We start from the raw sequence: 22,263 nt of genomic DNA, 5'->3' as shown, positions 1-22,263 counted from the left end.
CTAATCCATTTGAGCCCTCAAATGGTAGGTACCTACCAATAGGACGGGCAAATTAATTATAGCGTGTTTAACGGCTATTTTCGATTAGTCGTAGGTATCTCGCGGTCCGCGTCCTTGTACCGAGAGCCGGCCGTGTTTCCAGCTTCGCACATGCGGCCCATTAATCTCTATCTTTTTGACTACACCTTCGCCTAATTCCGAAGCCAATCTCTTATCAAGAGTTGAAGCAAGTGCTTTCATCTGGGTTTCCCAAGAAACTGTACGGGTACGAAGAACGAGCACGCCGTCGTCATCAAAGGACTCAACCACACAGTTCGCCGCAACCGTCTCTCCAACGAGCTTTGGCCACTGTGCAGCAACCGCGGCGACGTCAAGCTGGCTACCCCAACCACGTTCCTTAATTGTTGCCTTGAGTAAGAGGCCCAAAGGTTTTGGATCTCTCCACGAAGGCCGCGATCCAGATCCTACTTCCTGTCCGGGAGAAGGAACGAAAATTTCTTCACCCAAATGTTCTTTAGGCTGTTGAAATACTTCGGAAGACACCATCGATGCAATCTTCACACGCACCCAGCCACGACTATACGCGTATTGACGCATTGCTTCGAGCCGTTGAAGTGGGAGTTTATCTCCGAATTTTTCTGCCGCTGCGAGCTTTGCGGCTAATACTGGATCTTTAGGCATTACTTCGTCAGTCATCGTCGCCACCATCTATCGGCGTCACTTTTCCTGACTCTACCCAAAACTTCCAGCTCACCAGTTCTTCTGGAACGTCGTCACCAACCGCTGCAGTAACAAAGACCTGTTGAGCATCTCCAATGATCGTCGCCAACCGCTGTCTGCGGCGCGCATCGAGCTCAGCAAAAACGTCGTCAAGAATCAAAATAGGTTCTGGATCTTTTCCCGCCCAAATGTCATTGCTCTGTTCGCGCATTACTTTCCACGAAGCCAAACGCAGAGCCAAAGCAAACGACCAGGATTCTCCATGAGAAGCAAAACCTTTTGCAGGAAGGGTTCCAAGAATCAGCCTTAGATCATCTCTATGAGGCCCAACTAAATTTACACCCCGCTCAATTTCAACCGAACGCCACTGTTTCAAGAGCTGAAGTAGTTTTTTTTCGTTATTTTCAACATCCAGAAGATCGTTTTCGTGAGTTAAAATTAAATCACATGACTCTTGGGTATGGGTATTTTCAGCCAGTGGAAGTTTCCACTCCATGCGCTTATCGATATTAGCGTCGTAATCGATTCGTGCAATTCCTTTTCCACCAGAAACTTCCTGGTAGTACTGTTCAATCGGCTCACGCAATAATCGAACAATTTGGGCACGCTGCGAAATTAGCTGTGCACCAAGCCTCGCCAGTTGACCATCCCAAATATCAAGGCTGGTCTCGTCAAAAATTCCGCCACGTCGTCGAATCTTCGCCGCTGTTTTCAACAGGGCTGCACGCTGCTTGAGAACTTTTTCGTATTCTGCCTTGATTCCCGCCGTTCTTGGTTTGAACTGAATCATCAGCGAATCCAAGAAATTTCGGCGTACACCAGGATCTCCACGAACCAATTCAAGATCCTCTGGAGCGAAAAGAACTGTTCGAACAATTCCTAGAATTTCTTTAGTGCGAACATTTCCGCGATTAATTCGCGCTCTATTTGCCTTGCCAGCCAAAATTTCGAGTTCAACCGTAGTAGGAGACTCTTCGTGCATAACTTTCGCTCGTACGACGGCGGCCGTGGACCCTTGTTTTACAAGTGCAAGATCAGCTGCAACTCGATGAGAAGAAAATGTTGCCAAGTAGCCGATCGCTTCGATCAAGTTAGTTTTTCCTTGACCATTTTCCCCGATAAATGCCGTCACCCCTGGTTGGAGATTTAAAACCACTTGCTCATACGATCGAAAATCGTTGAGTGCGAGATCCGAAATATACACGCTGATTAGATCACAATCTCATTTGATTAAACTTCACGTTGAAAGATAACCAAAGTGCAGGTAAATGACCTAGTTAGCTCCGAACGTGCGAATCGGCATCAGCAACATCCGGAAACTTTCGTCGGCTTCGCCCTTGTCATTTTCAGGCGTAATAACAGCTGGCTTTGTTGGGTGAGTGTAGGAAAGGCGAATATTTGGTTCGTTCATCACGCTGATTCCTTCTTGGAGGAAGATCGGGTTGAATGCAAGCGCAATATCGTCTCCATGAAGGTCTGCCTCTAAGGCTTCGGATGCTTGAGCTGCATCTCCGTGACCAGCTTCAACAACCAATTCTCCTTCGGTAAAGGACAGACGGACCGCTGAATTCTTTTCAACAACCAAGCGCGAGCGCTTAATAGCATCGAGCATATTCGAACGATCAATGGTAGCGTAACCTAAAACTTCTGCTGGGAATAGAGACCTGACCTGTGGGTATTCACCTTCAATGAGTTGAACAGTATTTTGGCGACCCCCAGCAGAGAAGCCAATAAGCGAAGAAGATCCGGAATCGTCAAGCGAAATCTCAACTGATCCAGCCGTTCCCAAAGACTTAGCGATATCAAGCAAACGTGATCCACGAACCAAAATTCGCTTATTCATATCTGGATCTTCAGGCTGCCAAGTCAAATCTCTGACTGCCAAACGATATCTATCAGTTGCCATGAGTGAAATTGAATCACCTTCAATTTCGAGGCAAACGGAAACAAGCATTGGAAGAGTATCATCATTTGAAGCAGCAACCGTTACCTGAGAAACAGCTTCTTGCCATTCGTTTCCATCAACAATTCCGACGACGGGCGGCATCTGTGGAAGTTCAGAATAGTCATCCATTGCCATCGTTTTCATAGAGAAGCGGGCAGACCCACACTCAATTTCGAGTTTGGTTCCTTCTAAGGTAAAAACGATTGGTTTAGTAGGAAGAGAGCGGCAAATGTCGGCAAGCAATTTACCGTTGACAAGAATTTCACCTGAGGCATGGACATCACCTTCGATATCGATGTGAGAGGTAATATCTGAATCTCGTGAGCCTAGGGAAATCTTACCTTCGTCGGAGGCAACAATTTTCAGACCAGCCAAAACCGGAATAGCTGGTCGATTAGGGATGGTACGGGCTACCCAAGTTACAGCTTCCGTGAACGTCTCGCGTTCGACCTGAAATTTCACTGCTTACCTACTTTCTTCAGTACTACTGAGTAACTTTACTTGAGATTGGACTTTCTTCCATAGTCACTTCCACAATTTCTTGACAAGAACAGCGCTACATACTTGATTTTCTAAATGATAAAAGTTTTGTTGCTCGGCAGTCGGCGACTATCCGATTGTTGTCATTTACTTATTAGGTAGTAGATGTAGTAGGTCTTGTGGATTTTGTGGATATTCAGCTTTTTCGTTGGAAGTCTGCCCTTTCCTCAGTGAATTGTTCTGCTGACAATAATGTGAATGATTTTGTAATTTTGTGGATGGACCATTTACGTCTAAGAATTAGTCGCAAATATTTTTCTGTTATCCACAGAATTGTTTAGTTTAATTGAGGGTTCTTCGCACCTGCTGTGGATAACTACTCTTTTCGTTGCTGTGCTTGTTCTTTCGCTGATTGTTTGACCCTGGTAGTGAGTTCCGATACTTGATTGAAAATATGTTGCTTTTCCGCCATCATTTTTTCGATCTTGCGCAAAGCGTTGATAACAGTTGTGTGATCGCGCCTGTCAAAGCTCTCTGCGATCTTTGGTAGGGATAGATCAGTCATTTCCCGGCATAAATACATAGCGATGTGCCGTGGAGTAGTCAGTGAGCGTGTACGGGTTTGTGATTTGAGCTCTTCCAGCGTGATATCGAAATAAGCAGCGGTTTGTGCCATCACTAAACCGGCTGTGATCTGTACCGATTCAGGATCGGAAATCATATCTTTGAGAACAAGCTCTGCCATCTCAAGGGTGATTGGTTGCCGAGCTAAATCCGCATAGGCATTGATCCGGCGCAGTGCACCTTCCATTTCGCGTACGTTCGTCGTCATCTTTGATGCAATGAATTCAAGAACGGGGCGTGGAACGTGAAGTTGCTCGGAAAATGCCTTCTTTTCCAAGATAGCGATTCGAGTTTCGAGGTTAGGGAGATCAATACTCGCAGTAATTCCCGAAGCAAAGCGGGAGATCATCCGATCTTCAAAGCCCTTGAGGAGTTTCGGTGCCACATCAGAAGTAATAACAATCTGTTTATTGGCATTAGATAGCGCATTGAAGGTATGGAAGAACTCTTCGAGAGTCGAATCGCGGTTAGAAATAAACTGGATATCGTCGATCAACAAAACATCAACGTTACGGAATTGATCCTTAAACGCATGAATCTTTTGGTCACGCAACGCATTAATGAAGGCATTTGTAAATTCTTCAGAAGAAATATAAAGAACTTTCTTTTCTGGATAGAGCTTAACGGTGTAGTTACCGATTGCATGTAAAAGATGGGTTTTTCCCATTCCAGAATCTGAGTAAAGGAAAAGTGGGTTGTAGGTGGAGCCAGGGGCTTCTGAAACGGCGAGCGCGGTTGCATGAGCAAAACGGTTCGACTCACCCGTCACGAATGTTTCAAATGTGTAGCGAGGGTTTAATCGTGCCTGAGTTTGGAGGGAACTTGAATCAGGAATATGGGGAAGGTTCTTAGCAAGATGAGATTGATATTCTGGCCGGTGATCTACATATGACGTACCGTGAGAGTTTTGACCTGCACTAAAATCTTCATTGGGTGAATATTCAGGTTGATCGAAATCATTCATATGGTAGTCGCGCGATGGATATTCTTGAGCTTGGGAATAGTCACTTTGAACAAATTGTTCCTTTTCAGTAGGGCGACGGTCGAAATACCTCGAATCTTGAAAAGTAATGTCAGAGAAGTGATTCTCAACTTGGCTCGAATTTTGACCAGAATTTACAAGGGGTTGATGTACTTCTTGGTGAGGAAATCCTGGATCTTGAGGTAAGGCGTAGCGGACGTTGGATTCAGTTTTTTCTTCCGACGCCGGTATCGAACGTATGTTTCGTTCTTCAACGTGATTTGGGGTCCACGTATTTTGGTGAGAGGTGGTATTTGTAGGTGCCTGTTGTTCACTTAATGAAGGATCAACCGAGATCATTAGTTTTACTTCGCGACCCAGAATTGCGCTTAGTTGTTCGGTCATCGAAGCGGAAACATGCTGGATAATCCACTCTTTAACGAAATCAGAACCAACACCAATCATAAAAACTTCGTCTACCGCAGCTAGTGGGCGCGCCATCCGAACAAATGCCGTTTGAGAATCAGAGAGTTTCCCTGCGGATCTCAATAATTCAGTCGCAGCCGTCCAAGCATCGCGAGCAGCAAAGCTTTCAGTCATAATTTCCTCATAAAAATAACAGGGTCAATGCGTTCCTATAGCAGAGAACTTAATAATCTTAAAACAGAAACTGTGGAAACGCACAATAGTTTTCCACAACGATATTCACACCTGTGGATATTACATCTTTGTAATTTACCTCGGTTCTTGGCGAGAAATCGCGATAAAGTCTTTTCCTTAAAAATATTCACATGTGTGGAAAGTGAAATTAAATGGAATCGTTCATATTTTAGCCTTGAGATGTCAGTCACGACGCACCTCTTATTTATTGACCTGACAGGGAAAAGTCACGTAGAGTCGTTAAGTCATGTGTGCAAAGAAGGTACACACACAAAATTGTTGTAGAACGCGATTTTGTGAAATAAGTTCAAAATAAGTGGGAGTTAACCCATGTCTACCAAGCGTACGTTCCAGCCGAACAACCGTCGTCGTGCGAAGGTTCACGGCTTCCGTAAGCGCATGAGTACCCGCGCAGGTCGTGCAGTTCTTGCAGCACGCCGTCGTAAGGGTCGCGCAAAGCTATCTGCCTGATTTAATATGCTGCCTGCAGCAAACCGGATGCGAAAATCTGGCGAATTTTCTCAAGTTTTTCGCCAAGGTAAGCGTAGCGGAAATCAGTATCTTGTTGTTCACACGATAAGCGATGGACAAATAAACGAAGCCGGCCTCAGCGAGGTCGGCTTCGTTGTGGATAAAAAGGTAGGTCTCGTTGTCGGGAAATCTGTGGGTAACTCGGTGGTTCGGCATAGAGTTTCTCGTAAAATCCGGCATATTATTCGCCATTACCTCGATGATCTTACCTGCACCGCAATGGTTATTCGGGCTTTGCCAGCGGCGGCGGACGCCACTTCCGACGTTCTTGAACAAGCTTTGTTAAAAGAGTTTCGCCGCCTCAGTCTCCTTAGGAGCGATTTTTCAAGGAGCAAAAATGAATAAAGCTTCTAAGGAATACGCTTCTAAGCAGAACTCTCCTAAGGATCAAGGTCGTTCAGGAAATAGTGTTTCCGAGACTGGCACTAACATTGACTCGGCTCAGAAACTCGACAGTAACTCTAGACTTTCCGATTCCGACTCACTAAAAAAGAATCCTGTATCCCACGTTTTTATTGCATTGATTCAGTGGTATCAACGAACGATCTCGGCTGGAACTCCGCGCAGATGTAAATATCAACCAACTTGTTCTCAGTATGCTGTAGAGGCAATTCAGAAACACGGGCCAATCAAGGGTACACTTTTGAGCAGTTGGAGAATTCTCCGCTGTAATCCTTGGAGCAAGGGTGGTGTTGACTGGGTTCCTGAACGCGGTCAATGGCCCAAGAAGCCGATGGGATTAACAGAACTAATGGAATATCGAAAGCAACAATCTTTAGATCTCGATGCTGCGTCAAATCAACAGGATTAATGGCGACGTAACGGACAAATCGTTCGAATGGGATTTACAGACTAATTACTAAACCGAAAGTAGAACAGTGGATACAATTCTTTATCCGATTATGTGGATCATTGCCTGGATTATGTCCGGCGTTCACTCACTGCTCGTTACCCTAGGAATGAACGATGGAGCGGGACTCGCTTGGGTTCTGTCCATTGTTGGCCTCACGATCGTTGTGCGCGCTTTGATGATTCCGCTATTTAATAAGCAGACAAAAGCAGCACGTCTCGGCCAACAACTCAATCCTGAGATTCAGAAGATTCAGAAGAAGTATAAGGGTCGTAAGGATCAGATTTCCCAACAACGTCAGCAAGAAGAAATGATGGCGTTGTACCGCGAGCACGGTACATCTCCGTTTGCATCGTGTATGCCGGCTTTGATTCAGATGCCTATTTTCTTCTCTCTGTTCCGCCTACTCTATGCGGTATTGCCACTGTCCCAAGGGTCATATATGCGCCCGGCGATTGGTCCTATCGATGAGAAGGTTGCTCAGCACATCGCTGATTCTACTGTTTTTGGAGCTCCACTCACTGGTTCTATTGGAACCGCTAAATCTTTCTCTTCACCTACTGCGGTTATTACCGTTGCCGTCGTTTTGATCATTCTGATGATCCTCACGCTATTCTTTACGCAAAAGCAATTGATGACGAAGAATATGCCAGATAGTGCTTTGGATCCGTCGAACCCAGCCTACAAGATGCAGAAGTACATGCTTTACGGTATGCCGCTTATCTACATCTTCACTGGTACCACCTTCCAAATTGGCGTGCTTGTTTACTGGTTGACTGGAAATATTTGGAACATCGGTCAGCAAACTTGGATGCTCAATAATAATCCAACTCCGGGATCAGAGGCTTATCGTAAGCGTCAAGAGAAGCTTCGCCGCAAGCGCTTGGCAAAGGGACTTCCAGCTGAGGAAGAAGAAAATGATTTCCTTGCAGGTCCGTCTGGCCAACGTGTTCAGCCACTCGGAAAGGCACGGTCAAAGAAAGCTGCTTCCAAGGTAGAACCAATTCCAGCTATGCCTGAAGATGAAGACGAAGTAGTTGAGGATACCGAGGTTCGTGGTCTTGATGGACTTACGGACGCCGAGCGCGCACAGAAGCGCTACGAGCGTCGTCTTGCTGAGCGTAAGCGTTCACAGGAAAAGAAGAACGCTCGCAAGAACAAACAGCAAAATAACAAAAAAGATCGAAACTTCTAATTAAACCTAAGTAGCTAGGATTTAAGGACAACCATGAACGACGAACTTGATATTGAAGACGTCCGCGCGCATCTTGACGAAGAAGGCGATTTTGCCGCCGATTACCTTGAAGAACTTCTAGATATCGCAGATCTTGATGGAGATATTGAGATATCCGTAGAAGCTGATCGTGCTGCAGTGGGCATTGTTGCCGAAGATGGTGGAGATCGCCGTCTCAAGCGCCTCATTGGTAAGCGTGGTGAAGCACTAGACGCTCTTCAGGAGCTTACTCGCCTTGCTGTGCAGAGTCAGACTGGGGAACGATCCCGTTTGATGCTGGACGTGCTCGGGTACCGCGAGGGTCACCGTAAGGAGATCCAGGAGATCGCTCGTGAAGCAATTGCCAAGGTTTTAGAAACCGGTGATGATGTAGCATTAAAACCAATGAATCCGTTTGAGCGTAAAGTTGTGCACGACGTCGTTGCTGACGCTGGCTTGTTCTCGGATTCCTCAGGTTTCGGAGCTGGACGTCACGTTGTAATTTCGATTCCGGATGAAGATGATATTGAGACTTCGGATCTCGATGACGAAGCAGAGGACTCAGAGGACTAAAGCTGGATTCGGGTGATTTGAACCCGTGATAATTTTGAGAAAACTCTCCGGTTTGAGCCGGAGAGTTTTCCTTTTTAAGAATTCATGGTGAACTTGGAATATGACGAATAAGAATGATGGAGCTGATCGTAGAGTGATCGATTCGGCAGTGGAAATAGTACAAGCTCCACCCGCTAGTGGTGAAGCAGAATTTGGTGCTCAGATCTGGAATAAGCTACTTCGTTTTGCTGAATTACTTGAGAGTGAAGGGCAGTTGCGTGGTTTGGTTGGTCCACGTGAAATGCAGCGTCTCTGGGATCGTCATATTTTGAATTCTTTGCCGATTAGTGACTATGTGCCAGAAGGGGCATCTCTTTCAGACGTCGGTTCCGGAGCGGGTTTTCCGGGGATAGTAATTGCAATTATACGCCCTGACCTGCAGATTTATCTTATAGAGACGATGGAGCGCCGGGTGGAGTGGCTCAATTTCGTTGTCAAAGAATTGGCGTTGGAGAACGTGACGGTTATTCGCTCGCGTGCAGAAGATCTAGTTGGAAACCATGCCACAGACTTTGTAACTGCACGCGCAGTTGCTGCATTAAAGAAACTAATCCCATGGACTTTGCCTTTAACAAAGCCGGGTGGATCACTCCTTGCCCTGAAGGGTGACCGTGCCGAGCAGGAAATCGACGACGCTATCCCCCAGTTCAAAAAATACAATGTGCGGTGGGCTGATGTGTATGAGGTTCCCGTTTGGGGAAGCTCTGAAGGGACGCGGATTGTGGAGCTACGTAAACACGATCGGTAATTAGAAAGTGTTGCGATCGAGATCTATGTTTCACGTGAAACATAGATCTTTGCTTTGAAGCGCTAACCAAATTAACAGACCGAAAACTAGAGTCCACAGTATCTGGTTATCAGATTATTTCCACAGTTTGTCGCTCCCGATTCCAGAGCGCTTTAAATGACGGTAAACTGGTTTTCATCACAACGTTGAGGAGCAATTTTGGCGGACCCAAGAAAGATGTTGAATTCAGATTCGACGGAGCATGCTGTCTCCGAACCACCTTCATTTACAGCTGCATTTTCGGAAGAGTCACCGCTCGGAGCTGAGCTCGCTCATGATCGCGAGGTTCTTCGTGAAGTCAAGGCAACAGCTTTCAAAAAGCCAAGTAATACAAGGGTAATTACTGTTGCGAATCAAAAAGGAGGGGTAGGAAAAACCACCTCGGCTGTGAATATGGCCGCCGCATTAGCAGAAGGTGGCCTAAGCGTAATCGTGATTGATTTTGATCCGCAAGGAAACGCCTCTACGGCGTTAGGAATTGAGCACCACACAGGTACCCCTTCGATCTACGACGTAATTACTAAGCAACGAGCGCTAGATTCTGTTCTTCAGCAGTGTCCGGACATAAAGAACCTTCGCGTCGCTCCGGCTACCGTTGATCTTTCCTCCGCTGAGATCGAACTTGTAATGGCAGATGGACGTGAATACAGATTGCACGACGCCGTCCAAGAATTTCTTGATGTTTCACGTGAAACATCTCCGGTGGATTATATCGTTATTGACTGTCCCCCTTCTCTTGGCCTCTTAACATTGAATGCACTCGTGGCTGCGAAAGAGATTATGATTCCGATTCAGACGGAGTACTACGCGCTAGAAGGCCTCACTCAATTAATGAAGACTATTAACAATGTGCAACAGTCTTTAAATGCAGATCTGATTATTTCAACGATTTTATTAACAATGTTTGATCGCCGAACTAATCTTTCACAGGATGTGGCGAACGAAGTTCGGCAGTACTTTCCTAATGAAACGTTGAATGTGGAAATCCCGAGGAATATTAGAATTTCGGAAGCTCCTAGTTTTCAACAAACTGTCATTAGTTATGATCCAAGATCAACCGGTGCAGTTGCCTATCTTGCGGCCGCTAAGGAATTAGCTCAGCGGGCAGGGAGATAGATTCATTGCAGGAGTGGTGAAGTGGTGATTAGAGTTCAATCAATGAATGCTTTGTGATTATGGTTGAAGAAACAATATTGCGTAGAATTCGGGTTACTAAATTAGCTGCGGATTACGTTACGTACGCCGGGTAGTATTCAAAGTTTAGGATTTGATTAACAAGATCGCCAGATCTTTCCCTAACAAAGCGATTTGTAGGGAATATAGGTAGAACGTTAGAAATATCGATTTAGAAAAAGGAAGACGAAAATGGCTGAAAGACGGCGAGGATTGGGTCGCGGTATCGGAGCTCTTATTCCGGATAGTCAAGCAGAACATAAAAACAGCCCGATTGACGTGTTTTTCAGTGCAAGCGCGAGTGCATCGAATGTTGTAGCTAATAAAGTTCCAGAAAACTTCGAATCAAATGTTTCACGTGAAACAGGATCTGTTGTAAAGGAAGGTAAAGAAACAGCATCCGGAAAGTCGGTGGTGAAGACTAAGAATAGTTCTAAGAGCACGAACTCCACTAAGAAGAGTATGAACACTGCTCATGCTACTAACAGCGCGGGAAGTGAAGTCAGTACATCCACGCAAAGGAAAGACGCAAAATCGTCCGTCGCTACGGCAGATAAAAATAGAGCACCTGCGGATATAACTGACAAGAAGTCGACATCTAAGTTTAATAAATCTACTCGAACAAAACTGGCGGAAAACAATGGCGTGTTGGCCAATGCCACTATTGGTAGTGCCGTGGATACCGAACATTTATCCAGTAAGAGTTCAACCAACTACAACAAAGATGTTTCACGTGAAACATCCAAAAACGAATTAGTTCCTGTTCCAGGTGCAACTTTCGGCGAGATTCCAGTTGATCAAATTGTTCCGAACACTAAACAGCCTCGTCAAATATTTGACGAAGACGACCTTGAAGAATTGGCGCAATCTATCCGCGAGGTTGGCGTTCTTCAGCCGATCGTTGTTCGCCCACTGAGTGAACCTTTAGTTGACTCACCAAATGCTCGCTATGAATTAATCATGGGTGAGCGTCGCTGGAGAGCGTCGCAGCGCGCAGGAAACGAAACAGTTCCTGCTGTTGTTCGCCGTACAGAAGATGGAGATCTTCTTCGGGACGCTCTGCTCGAAAACCTACATCGAGCACAACTTAACGCGTTGGAAGAAGCGGCTGCATATCAGCAATTACTTGATGACTTTGGGTGTACTCAGGAAGAGTTGTCAAAGCGAATCGCGCGGTCTCGTCCACAGATTTCGAACACTTTGCGTCTCCTTAAGCTACCACCACTGGTACAGCGGAGGGTGGCTGCTGGGGTCATTTCTGCTGGTCACGCGCGTGCACTACTTGGTTTACCAGATCCTGCAGCAATGGAACGCTTAGCGCAGCGAATTGTTGCGGAAGGTCTCTCCGTACGTGCAATTGAGGAGATCGTGGCGATGGGTGAAGATGGGCAAACAAAGCCCAAACGTACACCATCTAACCAGGAACAGTTACCAGAGCTTGAAGAAATTGCCGCGAAACTTGGAGACACTCTTGACACTCGCGTAAAGCTGAGTATGGGGCAACGCAAAGGAAAGATCAGTATTGACTTTGCTTCGATGGACGATCTGAATCGCATCTTAGCTGTATTGTTCAAAGAAAATTGATACGCATTGAAGAGTGATACTTGATCGATAAAGCATTAGAAAAATTACTATAAACCATCAAAAGATGTTTGCTAAATGTTGGTTGTTGGGTTGGGATGAACGGTTCACTCCCAACCCAACAACCAAATTACCTACTACAAAATCGATCTTTATAGTTTCACGTGAAACTTTGTAAATTTAAACAAGCAAATACCCCTCGGTAACCTTTGAATAAATGTTGTTGGAGTTAATAGTCTTCGCCGATATAGCAGTTTTTAACGTCTTGACGAATTTCAAAGTTTGTTGGTGCGCCTTAAGAATAAGGGATTCAAGCTTCTGTGCTGAACTCTTTTTAAGCTTCAGAGTTATCCGAACCTGAAAGAGTGGCATGCAGAATATCTAGGTAGACGTCGTCGGCTGTGCGCTCTGAGGCTTGGGCAAATGCAGCCGCCGCCTGTGGAAAAATCGAAGTTTCCGTCATGCCAGGTGTAACATTCACGTCAATGAACCAAGCAGTGCCAGCATCGTCCAAAATAACGTCGGTACGCGAGTAATGGCGCAGGCCAAGGGTCTTGTGGACGGTGAGGGCAACGTCGGTGATTGCAGCGAGCTCCGTATCATTGACGCGTGCGGGTACGAAGTACTCTACGCGGCCAGGATAGTAGCGGGCGTCGAAATCATAAGGGCCGGTGGCTTGGACCTCAACCGGAGGTAGCGCCTGTGGACCGTCGCCCAAATCAATAACCGCAACCCCAAACTCACGTCCGTGTACGAACGACTGAACCAGGGCGACGTCTTCGTACGCGAAGCAATCAACCATTGCGCCGGGAAGCTGTGCCTTGTTTTCCACAATCGTTAATCCAAGCGATGAACCGCCTTTAGCTGGCTTTATTACCACAGGGAAGCCATATTGGGACTCGATGAGGTCAAGAACAGGGGTTACGCCAACTTCACGGAAAAGTGGTTGAGGGAGCGCCGTTGCGGTGGGAACGGCAACACCTGCACGTTCAAGCACGGACGAAGCCACGGCCTTGTCTGACGCTAGGCGACAACCAGTGGGCTCAGTCCCTACGTAAGGGTAGCCAGCAAGATGGAGAAGGTCTTGGAGAGCGCCATCTTCACCTGTGGATCCATGAACGAGTGGCCAGACAACGTCGGGATCAAGTGCGTCCAAACGCTGCAGTAGCTGAGCGTCGACGTCCAGAACCTTGACCTGAACTCCGCGGTTCCTTAGAGCGCCGGCAACGCGACGTCCTGAATGCAAAGAAATATCGCGCTCATGAGTGAGTCCTCCAGCAAGGATGGCTACGGTTAGCGGACGATCCATGGCTACCTACTTTCTATTCCGTTGAAAACGAATCAAATGAACAGCGACTTTATTGAAAACAAACGATTAAAGGGACGTGATGTTGGGAGCGTCGTCGGAATGAATGCCACCTTGGGTGGTGTGGAACCGATCCTGCACACCAAACATATCCACAAGTTCTGCTTCGGCCTTGACAACCTCAGAAAGACGCCGAATACCTTCGGTGATGTTTGCAGGTGTGGGGTAACAAAACGACAGTCGCATATGGTCTTCACCCTGGTTATCGGCATAGAATGCCGTACCTGATACATAGGCAACCAAGTTTTTGGTTGCACGTGGAAGCATTGCCTTGGCATCAAGCCCGGCAGGGAGCTTAACCCAGGTGTAGAAGCCGCCATTAGGTACGTTCCACGAGCACTGAGGCATAAAGATATCCAGAGCATCAAGCATGGCATTGCGACGCTCACGATACATCGACCGATACTCGCCGATCTGCGCCATCCAGTCATAGGTACGCAGGTATTCGGAGATCGAAAGCTGACCCATCTTTGTAGGGGAAAGCACCGCAGATTCGTTAGCAAGAGTGAGGCGCTGGATGACGGCGTGAGGCGCGAGCGTCCATCCTACCCGGTAACCAGGTGCGAAAGTTTTCGAGAAAGATCCCAGGTAGAGCACAGTTTCAGGATCAAGGCTCTGGAGGCACGTCATGGTTTCACCGTTGAAGCCAAGCATTCCGTAAGGGTTATCTTCGAGCACAAGAACGTGATGACGCCGGCAGATTTCTACCACCTGAGGGCGGCGCTCGTCAGACATACATACGCCACCCGGGTTGTGGAAATTTGGGACGGTGTAGAGGAATTTAACTGGGCGGCCCTCCGCTTCGAGCTGGTTCAGAGTTTCTTCGAGACTCTCAGGGATCAGACCGTTTTCATCGATCGGTACATGAACAACATTTGCTTGGTAGGAGCGGAAGACGCCGAGTGCGCCTACGTACGAAGGAGCTTCGGCAACGATAACGTCGCCAGGGTTGATAAAGATCTTGCAGATATTGTCCAGTGCCTGCTGGGAGCCGGTGGTGATCATGATGTCGTCCGGATGGGCATTAATGCCTTCTGGCTTCATGACCTCGACGATCATTTCACGTAGCTCTTCTTCCCCCTGGCCACCGCCGTACTGTAGGACGGTAGCTCCGCGCTCGCGGATAAGCTTCGCCGTCATCTCTGCGAGGAAGTCGAGGGGCAGGCCTTGGATAAAGGGCATTCCACCAGCTAGAGAAACTACTTCTGGGCGGTTGGCGACGGCGAACAACGAGCGAGTTTCGGACTGCTTCATTCCAAGCGCGCGATCGGCATAATGATCGAACCACGGATCAAGGCGAGTTCCCTTGGCGGCAGAAAAGGCCTGTGAAATCCTACCTTCGGTGTGATCTTTCATAATGGCTCCTTTCTGACGTGCTTTATATTTGACTAGCGCGTTTGGGTGGTTAGGCGTTTTACTACCGCCCCTTAGACTACTCCTTATTTATGCTGGGTAGAAAAACGTTGCAGTTGATAAGACGGGGTGGGTTGGGATCACTATTCGGGTAATTTGTCTCTGAAACTGATGGAAATATCTTGAAAATTAGGAAAATAGTCCTGAGCAAAATGAGATGAATTGGGTTGCTGCTACTCTGCTTTTGGCTTGATTCTGAGGAAAATGTATTTTCTATATATTTTTTATTGTTTTGATTTGGTTGGGTATTTTTTGTCGTTTTGGTGCTTTTTGGTGTGTGCTGTGTTGTATCTTGAACTATCTGATTATTTTTTTGGCACTACGGAGTTTTCTTATGCATGAGTCAGTGTGGACTTTGGGGCGTTTCTCATGGGCGAAATCTTTTGTTTTTATGGTTTCGTTTGTTCTTGGTTTGTTGCTTGTTGTTGATTGTTTGATGCCTGTTCCTGTGGTTGCTCAGGAGTCTAAGGCTGATGCTTCTCATGATGTTGATTATGGGCAGGTTAAACCATTGGATAGTGCGAAAGCCACTGATCCTGTGTTGTTTAATGATGCTTCGGGCGCCACGGATTACTCAGTTGGCAATTCTCCGGACCGTGAGCGTGTCCGTGAAGATGTTTCGAAACGTACTGAGAACACATCGACGTTTGTGAATGCTGATGGTTCGAAAACGATGGAGTTTTCTCCTGATCAAGTGAATTATCGTGATGGTTCGAAGTGGAAAAAGATTGATAATTCACTTGATCCAGTTGAAGAAGATCAAGGCGTTTTAGGATGGTTTTCATCTTGGTTTACTTCTAATGATCCCCAGGCTTTCCAAGGGGATGCGGGTCTGATTAGTGTGGATCTTAAACCATTTAGTGATGGTGTTTCTTTTAACGTTGACGGTAAGCGGTTTAGTGTCAAGCCAGTTGGTGGACGTGATGTTCTACCTGAGCGTGATGGTGATAATGCGGTTGTTTATCGTAATGCGTGGCCTTTTGTTGACGTGAAATATGAACTCCGTGGTGAAGCGGTTAAAGAAACTATCGTTGTAAAGAATAAGAAGGCTGCTAAGTCTTTTGTATTCGACGTTGATGGTGGAAAGGTTGTAAACCACCCTACTAAGAGCGGGGAGTTGACAATCGAGGGGATTGATCCTGCTTTTAGCTTTGGTGTCTTGACGTTAGATGTTCATGATCGTGGTGTGCAGTCCGAACCTCGTGTTGGTCAGCGTGTAGCTGGTGACGGTTCTGGTCTTGAGATGTGGCTTGATGAGGCTTGGGTTAATGGCCTACCTAGTGATGCTTTCCCGATAGTTATTGATCCAAGTTTTGGCCGTGGAGCATCGAGTATCTATATGTATAAGTCGGATGGATATTCGTGTAATTCTTCGAACTGTACGGCTCATGTTGGAACGTTGAATGATGGTTCTGGTTGGAAGTCATGGCGGTCGTATTTCAATTTCCCATATAACGAACTGGCTGGTAAAAAGGTTCTGAATGCGACGGTTCATGGCGCGTTTGTTCCGAACTATAACGGTGTGACGGATCTTCGGTGGATTGCTTTCGGTCATGCCAATTGTTTGGGGTATGCCTGTACGGGCCAGTTTTTGACGAATGGTCAAGTGAGTACCGATTTTAGTTTTGATTTCACTGCTGGTTTGCAAGCTGCTGTTGATCGTAATGATTTTGGTGCGTGGTGGAGTGTATGGGGAGAAGAAGGTGCATACAAGTCGTATAAACCTTACTCGAATTTTGGGGTTTCGGTGACGTATGATTCCTCTACTCCGGTAGCTTCTCCTGAAATACCTGCACATAATCAAGTTGTTGTTGATTCACAGCCAGTATTACGTGTAACTCCGGTTACTGATGGTGATGGTGAGGCGGTTCAATATTATTTCCGTCTCTCAACGAATCCTGATGCGGAAACAGGAGCAATTGTTAATTCGGGGTGGATTGACTCCACGAGTTTTACTGTTCCGGATGGTGTGTTACAAGACGGCAGTGTTTATTACTGGCATGTTTATACAAAAGGTGGCCAGGTCACGAGTCCTAATTGGGTTCGTAGTTTTAAGGTGGACTACAGGCTAGGTAAAGATAGTACTCAAACGTATGACACGCTTGGCCCTGTTGGTGTTAGTTTAGCAACCGGTATTGTTGATACGTCTGTTGATTCACATTCTATGGAATCACTTGGCGGAAATCTTGGTATTGGTTTGCATTACCTTTCCTCTTCGATGCCTCGGCATGGGCTTATCGCGAAATATTGGAACGTTGGAAACGATTATGATTTCTCCCGTGGTGTGCCAACAACGAATCCTGTTTTAACTAAACGTGAATCGATGATTGATATGGATTGGGGAATGGGAAACCCGAATCCTGGTGTTAATAGCGATGGTGTTTTTGTTCAGTGGAATGGCTATTTTGTTGCACCTAATAGTGGGGATTACTATTTCGGATCTGTTCTTGATGACCGGATGACTGTTCGTGTGAACAATAACGTTGTCTACTCAAAAGGATGTTGTAATCTTAATGATTTCACTGGTTCACAAAAAGTCACTCTCAAAGCAGGTGAGGTTGTACCTATCTCGGTTGACTATTTCGAATACACGGGACGTGCCTATGCGAAACTCCTTGTTAAAGGAGCGGTTCCTGAACAGGTAGTTCCACGTGAATGGTTGTTTACTGAGGTTGTTAAAGAAGAGCAAAAGCATGGTTTGACGGGGCATTATTATACGAATCCGGGTGTGGCTGATATTGATGAAGCAGCGAAGGATCCGTCAAGGTTGTTGATGGTACGCCGTGATCCGTCGATGAATCTTAACTTTGGTCAAGGTGGTATCGGTCAAGGGATGCCAACGGATAACTTTATGGCTAGGTGGACGGGATATTTAACGGTTCCCACTAGTGGGGATTACACACTTGGTGCTTATGCTGATAATGGTATCCGCATAAAGTTAGGTATCAATCCTAATAGTGATCCCACGACAGTTTTAGACCTGTGGAAAGACCAATACGGTGAATCTTGGGGTAATACCGTTCGACTAGAAGCGGGAAGACAAGTACCAATCACTGTTGATTGGTTTGAACGCTACGGTGATGCATCAATTAATTTACTAATTAAGAGCGCGACGACGCCTCAACAGACAGTACCATCATCGTGGCTAACACCTACAGCGCAGGTCCTACCTGATCAGTGGCAAATGAATATTGATGCTGATGGTGACGTTGCCTATGAACGACTCCGTGTTAGTGGTTCCAACGTAATTTTGGAAGACTCAATGCGTGGCACCCATCTGTATACGGGAACAGGGCAAGGGTATAAGCCTCCTGTGAACGAAGATGGGCAGTTGTTCAAGAACACTGATAACACTTATACGCTGATTGATGGCGATGGTCGTACCTATATTTTTAACGCTGAAGGAGTGCTTGCGTCTGTTACGCAACCGACCGATGATCGCCAACCGGCAGCATTAAAATACGAATATGCCGGTAGCCCATCGAAACTCGTATCCATTACGGATGGGGCAAGTAACGAACGAAAAGCAACATTGACGTATAACGACACCACACAAAGTGCCGACCAGTGTGTTGCGGGTTCTGGTTTTGACCCTGTACCTGTCGGCATGCTGTGTTCCCTAGTCACCAGCGATGGAGACAAGACGACGTTCCATTATAAGAATGGTCAACTCGCCAGGATCGAAAAACCAGGTAATGACTTTACCGATTACGGTTATGACACGCTGGGGCGTCTGACCTCGGTTCGTGGAACGCTTGAAAATGATGTGATAGCAGCCGGTATACGTCCTGATGATGATTTAACGAAAGTGTCGATCACGTATGACGTGATTGGGCGAGCATCAACAGTGACTGGACCAGCACCTACTCAAGGGGCTAAACAGATTGTTCATCGCCTCGAATATGTTCCAGGCTCAACACTGATGCACATTGATGGTGCTTCAGAGCCGCAAGGGTTTTCTAAGAAGATTGACTATGACTCACTGTTACGTACAGTGAAAGAAACTGATCTAACAGGTAAAACTAGTGAGCAGGAATGGGATCCGGTCAAAGACCTTATTCTTTCCACGACTGACCCAACGGGACTGAAATCAACCACAATCTATGACCTTGATGATCGGAAGATTGAAGCATACGGCCCGGCACCGAAAGAATGGTTTACCACTAGCCGTGTTCCGTTGCCTGACAAAACAAACCTTACCCCACATACATCGACTCGTTATGATGAGGGAATTGATGGACTAGCCGCCTCGTATTACACGGTTAAAGACAGGCCAATGAGCGTGCTTTCCCCATGGCAAGAACTCCATCCAGGAGACAGTATCACCTCCACCGATGGTCGATTCCGTTTCGTCTACCAAAGCGATGGAAACCTTGGCGTCTATGGTCCTAATGGTGCCATGTGGGCAAGTAACACAGCAGGACGCCCATCAAACCGCCTCCTGTTACAAAGTGATGGCAACATGGCGCTATTTAACGGAACCTCTGTTGCTTGGATGACGGGATCAGTTAACCCCTATGGTGGAGACGTACGCCTTGAAATTCAAAACGACGGTAACCTAGTGATCCGATCCCAAGCAGGAGCATTCTGGCACACCAACACCGCTCGTTTCACAGCAAATGGTGCGAACACGTCACTTATCGGACAGCCAAAAGTCAACACCACAAATATTGGTAGCAATGCGGCTCAAGAATCCCATACCTGGACTGGCTCCCCTCTACCAGATAAAGCAATGACCTGGGGACTACGATTGAGTGGAAAAATCTATCTACCCACGGTAGGAACCTGGAAACTACGTGTGGTCTCTGACAGTGGTGTACGAATCAGTATTGATGATGTTAATGCTGTTGATGATTGGGTTGACGGCACGAATAGAAGCCACCCGATCGCATCGATTAATAACACTCAAGCCAACATGCCACACCGGATATCGATTGACTACTATCACCTAGCAGCACAAGGAAACGCATCTTTCACCTTCTACCTCACTAACCCCAGCGGGGTAGAAACTGCTGATGTGCGTCAATACCTCAAACCGGGCTATTCACTGACAACATCAACAAAAGCACACGACAGTGAACAAGGCAACCTTGAAACGAAAACATTCTACAAAGACCCCGCCTATGGGCAGGTAGACCACACCGTGCTTGATCCGGGTGGAATGAATTTCGAAGGAAAAACAACCACCGAAGCACCAGGTCAAGGGTTCCTTCGTACGCTCAGCACCAGCCTGCCAGGCGGGGCAACAACCACCTATCAACATTACGGTGCAAACGAAAAACGCACCAACCCGTGTGCTAGTGGTGATACAACAACATACAATCAAGGAGGGCGGCCTAAAGGTAAAACAGAACCGGACCCGGATGGGGCTGGACCATTACAACCACGCACCACTGAAACTGTCTATAACGATAAAGGTGACGTGATCGCTACTCGATACAATGATGACCCGTGGACGTGTTCAACATACGATAAACGTGGACGTATTACCGAGACCGTTGTTCCATCAATTGATGGTAAACAAGGATACCGAGTAACGAATAACTATGCGGTTAACGGAAACCCGCTCATCACCTCGGTAACTGATGATACTGGCACGATCACTATTGAAAACGATCTACTAGGCCGGACAGTCAAATACACTGATGCTAGTGGTGAAGTAACAACATCGACCTATGATGATTACGGGAAACTCCTTAACCGTCAATCCAAACTCGGTAAAGAAGAAAACACCTACGATCAATATGATCGTCTGACTACTTACAAGCTTGATGGAACCGTGTTAGCTTCAGTATTCTATGACGAATATTCGCGTATTGATCACGTTGACTATGCTAACGGTATCCACCTATCGAAAATCACGCGTGATACTCTCGGGCGTGAAAACTCCGTGACCTACACGTTAGCTAACGGGCAAACAATCACCGATAGTATCGAACGCTTCACCAGCGGCGATATTAAATCCGGGATCGAAAATGGTGTTAATAAACAATACACCTATGATCGTGTAGGGCGTCTTATTAAAGCCGTGATCGGAAATAACACATTCGACTACGGTTTCGGTCCGCAAGATCCATCGTGTAACCCTACCCCGGGATATGACGCTGGAAAAGATGGCAACCGTACCAGTATGAGCATTAATGGTGTCACCACCACTTACTGTTACAACATGGCTGACCAGCTGATAGCATCATCAGACCCCACTCTGACCAATGCTGCCTATGACGGGCATGGAAACACGATCAGCCTTGGCGATAACGACCATCAAACACGTATCGAATACGATGTGAAAGACCGTGCCATCAAAATAACGGCAGGGAACAAAGAAACCCTGTTCACGAAAGACACGCTCGGACGTTTAACCCAACGGCATGTCAAAGAAGCAGGACAAACCAGCAGTATCGTGAATTATCACTACACTGGTGCCGGAGACGCTGCAGACTACACCACCGACGCTAACGGCAATATTATTGATAAATATCTTGCCCTGCCAGGAAATATTCTTCTCACGATCCGTCCTGACACGCCTGACACAACAACATACAGTCTGCCCAACATGCACGGGGATATCTTCGCAACCACAAACAGTCAAGGATTGCTCACTGGTACTTTCATGACAGGACCATTTGGTGAAACCCTGCCAACACCAAACAACACGCCCACGCCACTACCAGCCAACACGGTAGCAGGAACCACGTTCGGGTATGTTGGACAACACCAGAAAATCACCGAAACAACCACCCCCATACCAGGGGGAATCATCCACATGGGAGCCAGACTCTACATCCCCACCCTCGGACGCTTCCTCCAAGTCGACCCCGTCCAAGGAGGAACAGACAACAACTACGCATATGTCAATGACCCTGTCAACGACTTCGACCTCACCGGACAATGGAGCTGGAGCGGATTTTGGAAAGGCGCCAAAAAATTTGTTAAAGCTGTCGGGCGTGTTGCTGTGAGTGTTGTAAGTTCAGCCGTTGATATTGCGATTGATTTGGGGCCGGTATTGGTATCTACGGCTGCTACAGTGGCAATTTGCGCTGCCTTTCCTGCGGGGTGTGTTGCTGCGACTGTCGTGTTGGCTGGAACAGCTCAACTAACATCTTACGCAATAAGAGAAAGAGGTAATATGACGTGGCAAGGCGCCGGTACCGAATTTGTTAGAGGTGCTGCGCTTGCTTATTTTCCTGGGAGGTATTTAGGAAAAACTGCGAAAGCTGGAAAATTAAAGAAAATATCCTCATCCCGTAAAAAATCACGCTCCCCAAAACCAAAGAAGAAAAGAAAGAGATAACAATTTCAGTAAGAGATGGTTATTGATGTGTTTGTCTGTAAATCTGGAGGATC

Annotated in this window: 15 protein-coding genes; 9 read left to right on the top strand and 6 right to left on the bottom strand. The window is 46.7% G+C overall.

Annotation, left to right across the window (positions count from 1 at the left end; translation table 11 throughout):
• Window positions 1–84: 84 nt before the first annotated feature.
• The 4 genes from EIH22_RS04020 to dnaA form a co-directional block, all read right to left on the bottom strand.
• Window positions 85–696, bottom strand: a complete 612-nt coding sequence (locus EIH22_RS04020) for a DUF721 domain-containing protein (protein WP_235001764.1) — start codon at window positions 694–696, stop codon at window positions 85–87.
• Complete coding sequence (gene recF / locus EIH22_RS04015; RefSeq protein ID WP_124054488.1) at window positions 689–1,924, bottom strand: DNA replication/repair protein RecF; 1,236 nt, start codon at window positions 1,922–1,924, stop codon at window positions 689–691. The genes EIH22_RS04020 and recF overlap by 8 nt, the downstream gene beginning before the upstream one ends.
• Window positions 1,925–1,993: 69 nt before the next feature.
• Window positions 1,994–3,127: a DNA polymerase III subunit beta gene (dnaN, locus tag EIH22_RS04010; RefSeq protein WP_124054487.1), complete on the bottom strand. Its 1,134-nt coding sequence runs from the start codon at window positions 3,125–3,127 to the stop codon at window positions 1,994–1,996.
• A 394-nt stretch (window positions 3,128–3,521) separates the two neighbouring features.
• Window positions 3,522–5,330 (bottom strand): chromosomal replication initiator protein DnaA, encoded by a 1,809-nt coding sequence (gene dnaA, locus EIH22_RS04005; RefSeq protein WP_124054486.1) that lies wholly within the window; start codon window positions 5,328–5,330, stop codon window positions 3,522–3,524.
• A gap of 390 nt (window positions 5,331–5,720) precedes the next feature.
• Between dnaA and rpmH the strand changes: the two genes are divergently transcribed.
• The 8 genes from rpmH (at window position 5,721) to EIH22_RS03965 (ending at window position 12,140) form a co-directional block, all read left to right on the top strand.
• Window positions 5,721–5,861, top strand: coding sequence for a 50S ribosomal protein L34 (rpmH, locus tag EIH22_RS04000; protein ID WP_084707475.1), 141 nt, complete (start codon window positions 5,721–5,723; stop codon window positions 5,859–5,861).
• Window positions 5,862–5,867: 6 nt separating this feature from the next.
• Window positions 5,868–6,266 carry a ribonuclease P protein component gene (gene rnpA / locus EIH22_RS03995; protein ID WP_124054485.1) on the top strand — a complete coding sequence of 133 codons (399 nt, stop codon included), beginning with the start codon at window positions 5,868–5,870 and terminating at the stop codon, window positions 6,264–6,266.
• Complete coding sequence (gene yidD / locus EIH22_RS09070) at window positions 6,259–6,732, top strand: membrane protein insertion efficiency factor YidD (RefSeq protein ID WP_124054484.1); 474 nt, start codon at window positions 6,259–6,261, stop codon at window positions 6,730–6,732. Before rnpA ends, yidD begins: the two co-directional genes overlap by 8 nt.
• Before the next feature lie 67 nt (window positions 6,733–6,799).
• Window positions 6,800–7,966 carry a membrane protein insertase YidC gene (gene yidC, locus EIH22_RS03985; RefSeq protein WP_124054483.1) on the top strand — a complete coding sequence of 389 codons (1,167 nt, stop codon included), beginning with the start codon at window positions 6,800–6,802 and terminating at the stop codon, window positions 7,964–7,966.
• 33 nt (window positions 7,967–7,999) lie between these two features.
• Window positions 8,000–8,557, top strand: coding sequence for a Jag family protein (locus EIH22_RS03980; RefSeq protein ID WP_124054482.1), 558 nt, complete (start codon window positions 8,000–8,002; stop codon window positions 8,555–8,557).
• A 100-nt stretch (window positions 8,558–8,657) separates the two neighbouring features.
• Entirely contained in the window at window positions 8,658–9,344 is a 687-nt protein-coding gene (gene rsmG / locus EIH22_RS03975) for a 16S rRNA (guanine(527)-N(7))-methyltransferase RsmG (RefSeq protein ID WP_124054481.1), read from the top strand.
• A gap of 216 nt (window positions 9,345–9,560) precedes the next feature.
• Window positions 9,561–10,499, top strand: a complete 939-nt coding sequence (locus tag EIH22_RS03970; RefSeq protein WP_124054729.1) for a ParA family protein — start codon at window positions 9,561–9,563, stop codon at window positions 10,497–10,499.
• A 249-nt stretch (window positions 10,500–10,748) separates the two neighbouring features.
• Window positions 10,749–12,140: a ParB/RepB/Spo0J family partition protein gene (locus EIH22_RS03965; protein ID WP_124054480.1), complete on the top strand. Its 1,392-nt coding sequence runs from the start codon at window positions 10,749–10,751 to the stop codon at window positions 12,138–12,140.
• A gap of 331 nt (window positions 12,141–12,471) precedes the next feature.
• On the opposite strand, the gene EIH22_RS03960 is transcribed toward EIH22_RS03965, so the two are convergent.
• Complete coding sequence (locus EIH22_RS03960) at window positions 12,472–13,446, bottom strand: D-alanine--D-alanine ligase family protein (RefSeq protein WP_124054479.1); 975 nt, start codon at window positions 13,444–13,446, stop codon at window positions 12,472–12,474.
• A 66-nt stretch (window positions 13,447–13,512) separates the two neighbouring features.
• A complete protein-coding gene (locus EIH22_RS03955; protein WP_124054478.1) occupies window positions 13,513–14,859 on the bottom strand; it encodes an aminotransferase-like domain-containing protein in 1,347 nt (448 codons plus the stop codon).
• Window positions 14,860–15,250: 391 nt separating this feature from the next.
• Between EIH22_RS03955 and EIH22_RS03950 the strand changes: the two genes are divergently transcribed.
• Window positions 15,251–22,210, top strand: a complete 6,960-nt coding sequence (locus tag EIH22_RS03950) for a PA14 domain-containing protein (RefSeq protein WP_124054477.1) — start codon at window positions 15,251–15,253, stop codon at window positions 22,208–22,210.
• The last annotated feature ends 53 nt before the right edge of the window (window positions 22,211–22,263 follow it).

Source organism: Arcanobacterium ihumii (genome assembly GCF_900604515.1).
Lineage (GTDB): Bacteria > Actinomycetota > Actinomycetes > Actinomycetales > Actinomycetaceae > Arcanobacterium_A > Arcanobacterium_A ihumii.
Note: the sequence above shows the minus strand (reverse complement) of the source record. Positions and strands in the feature narration are given on the sequence as shown.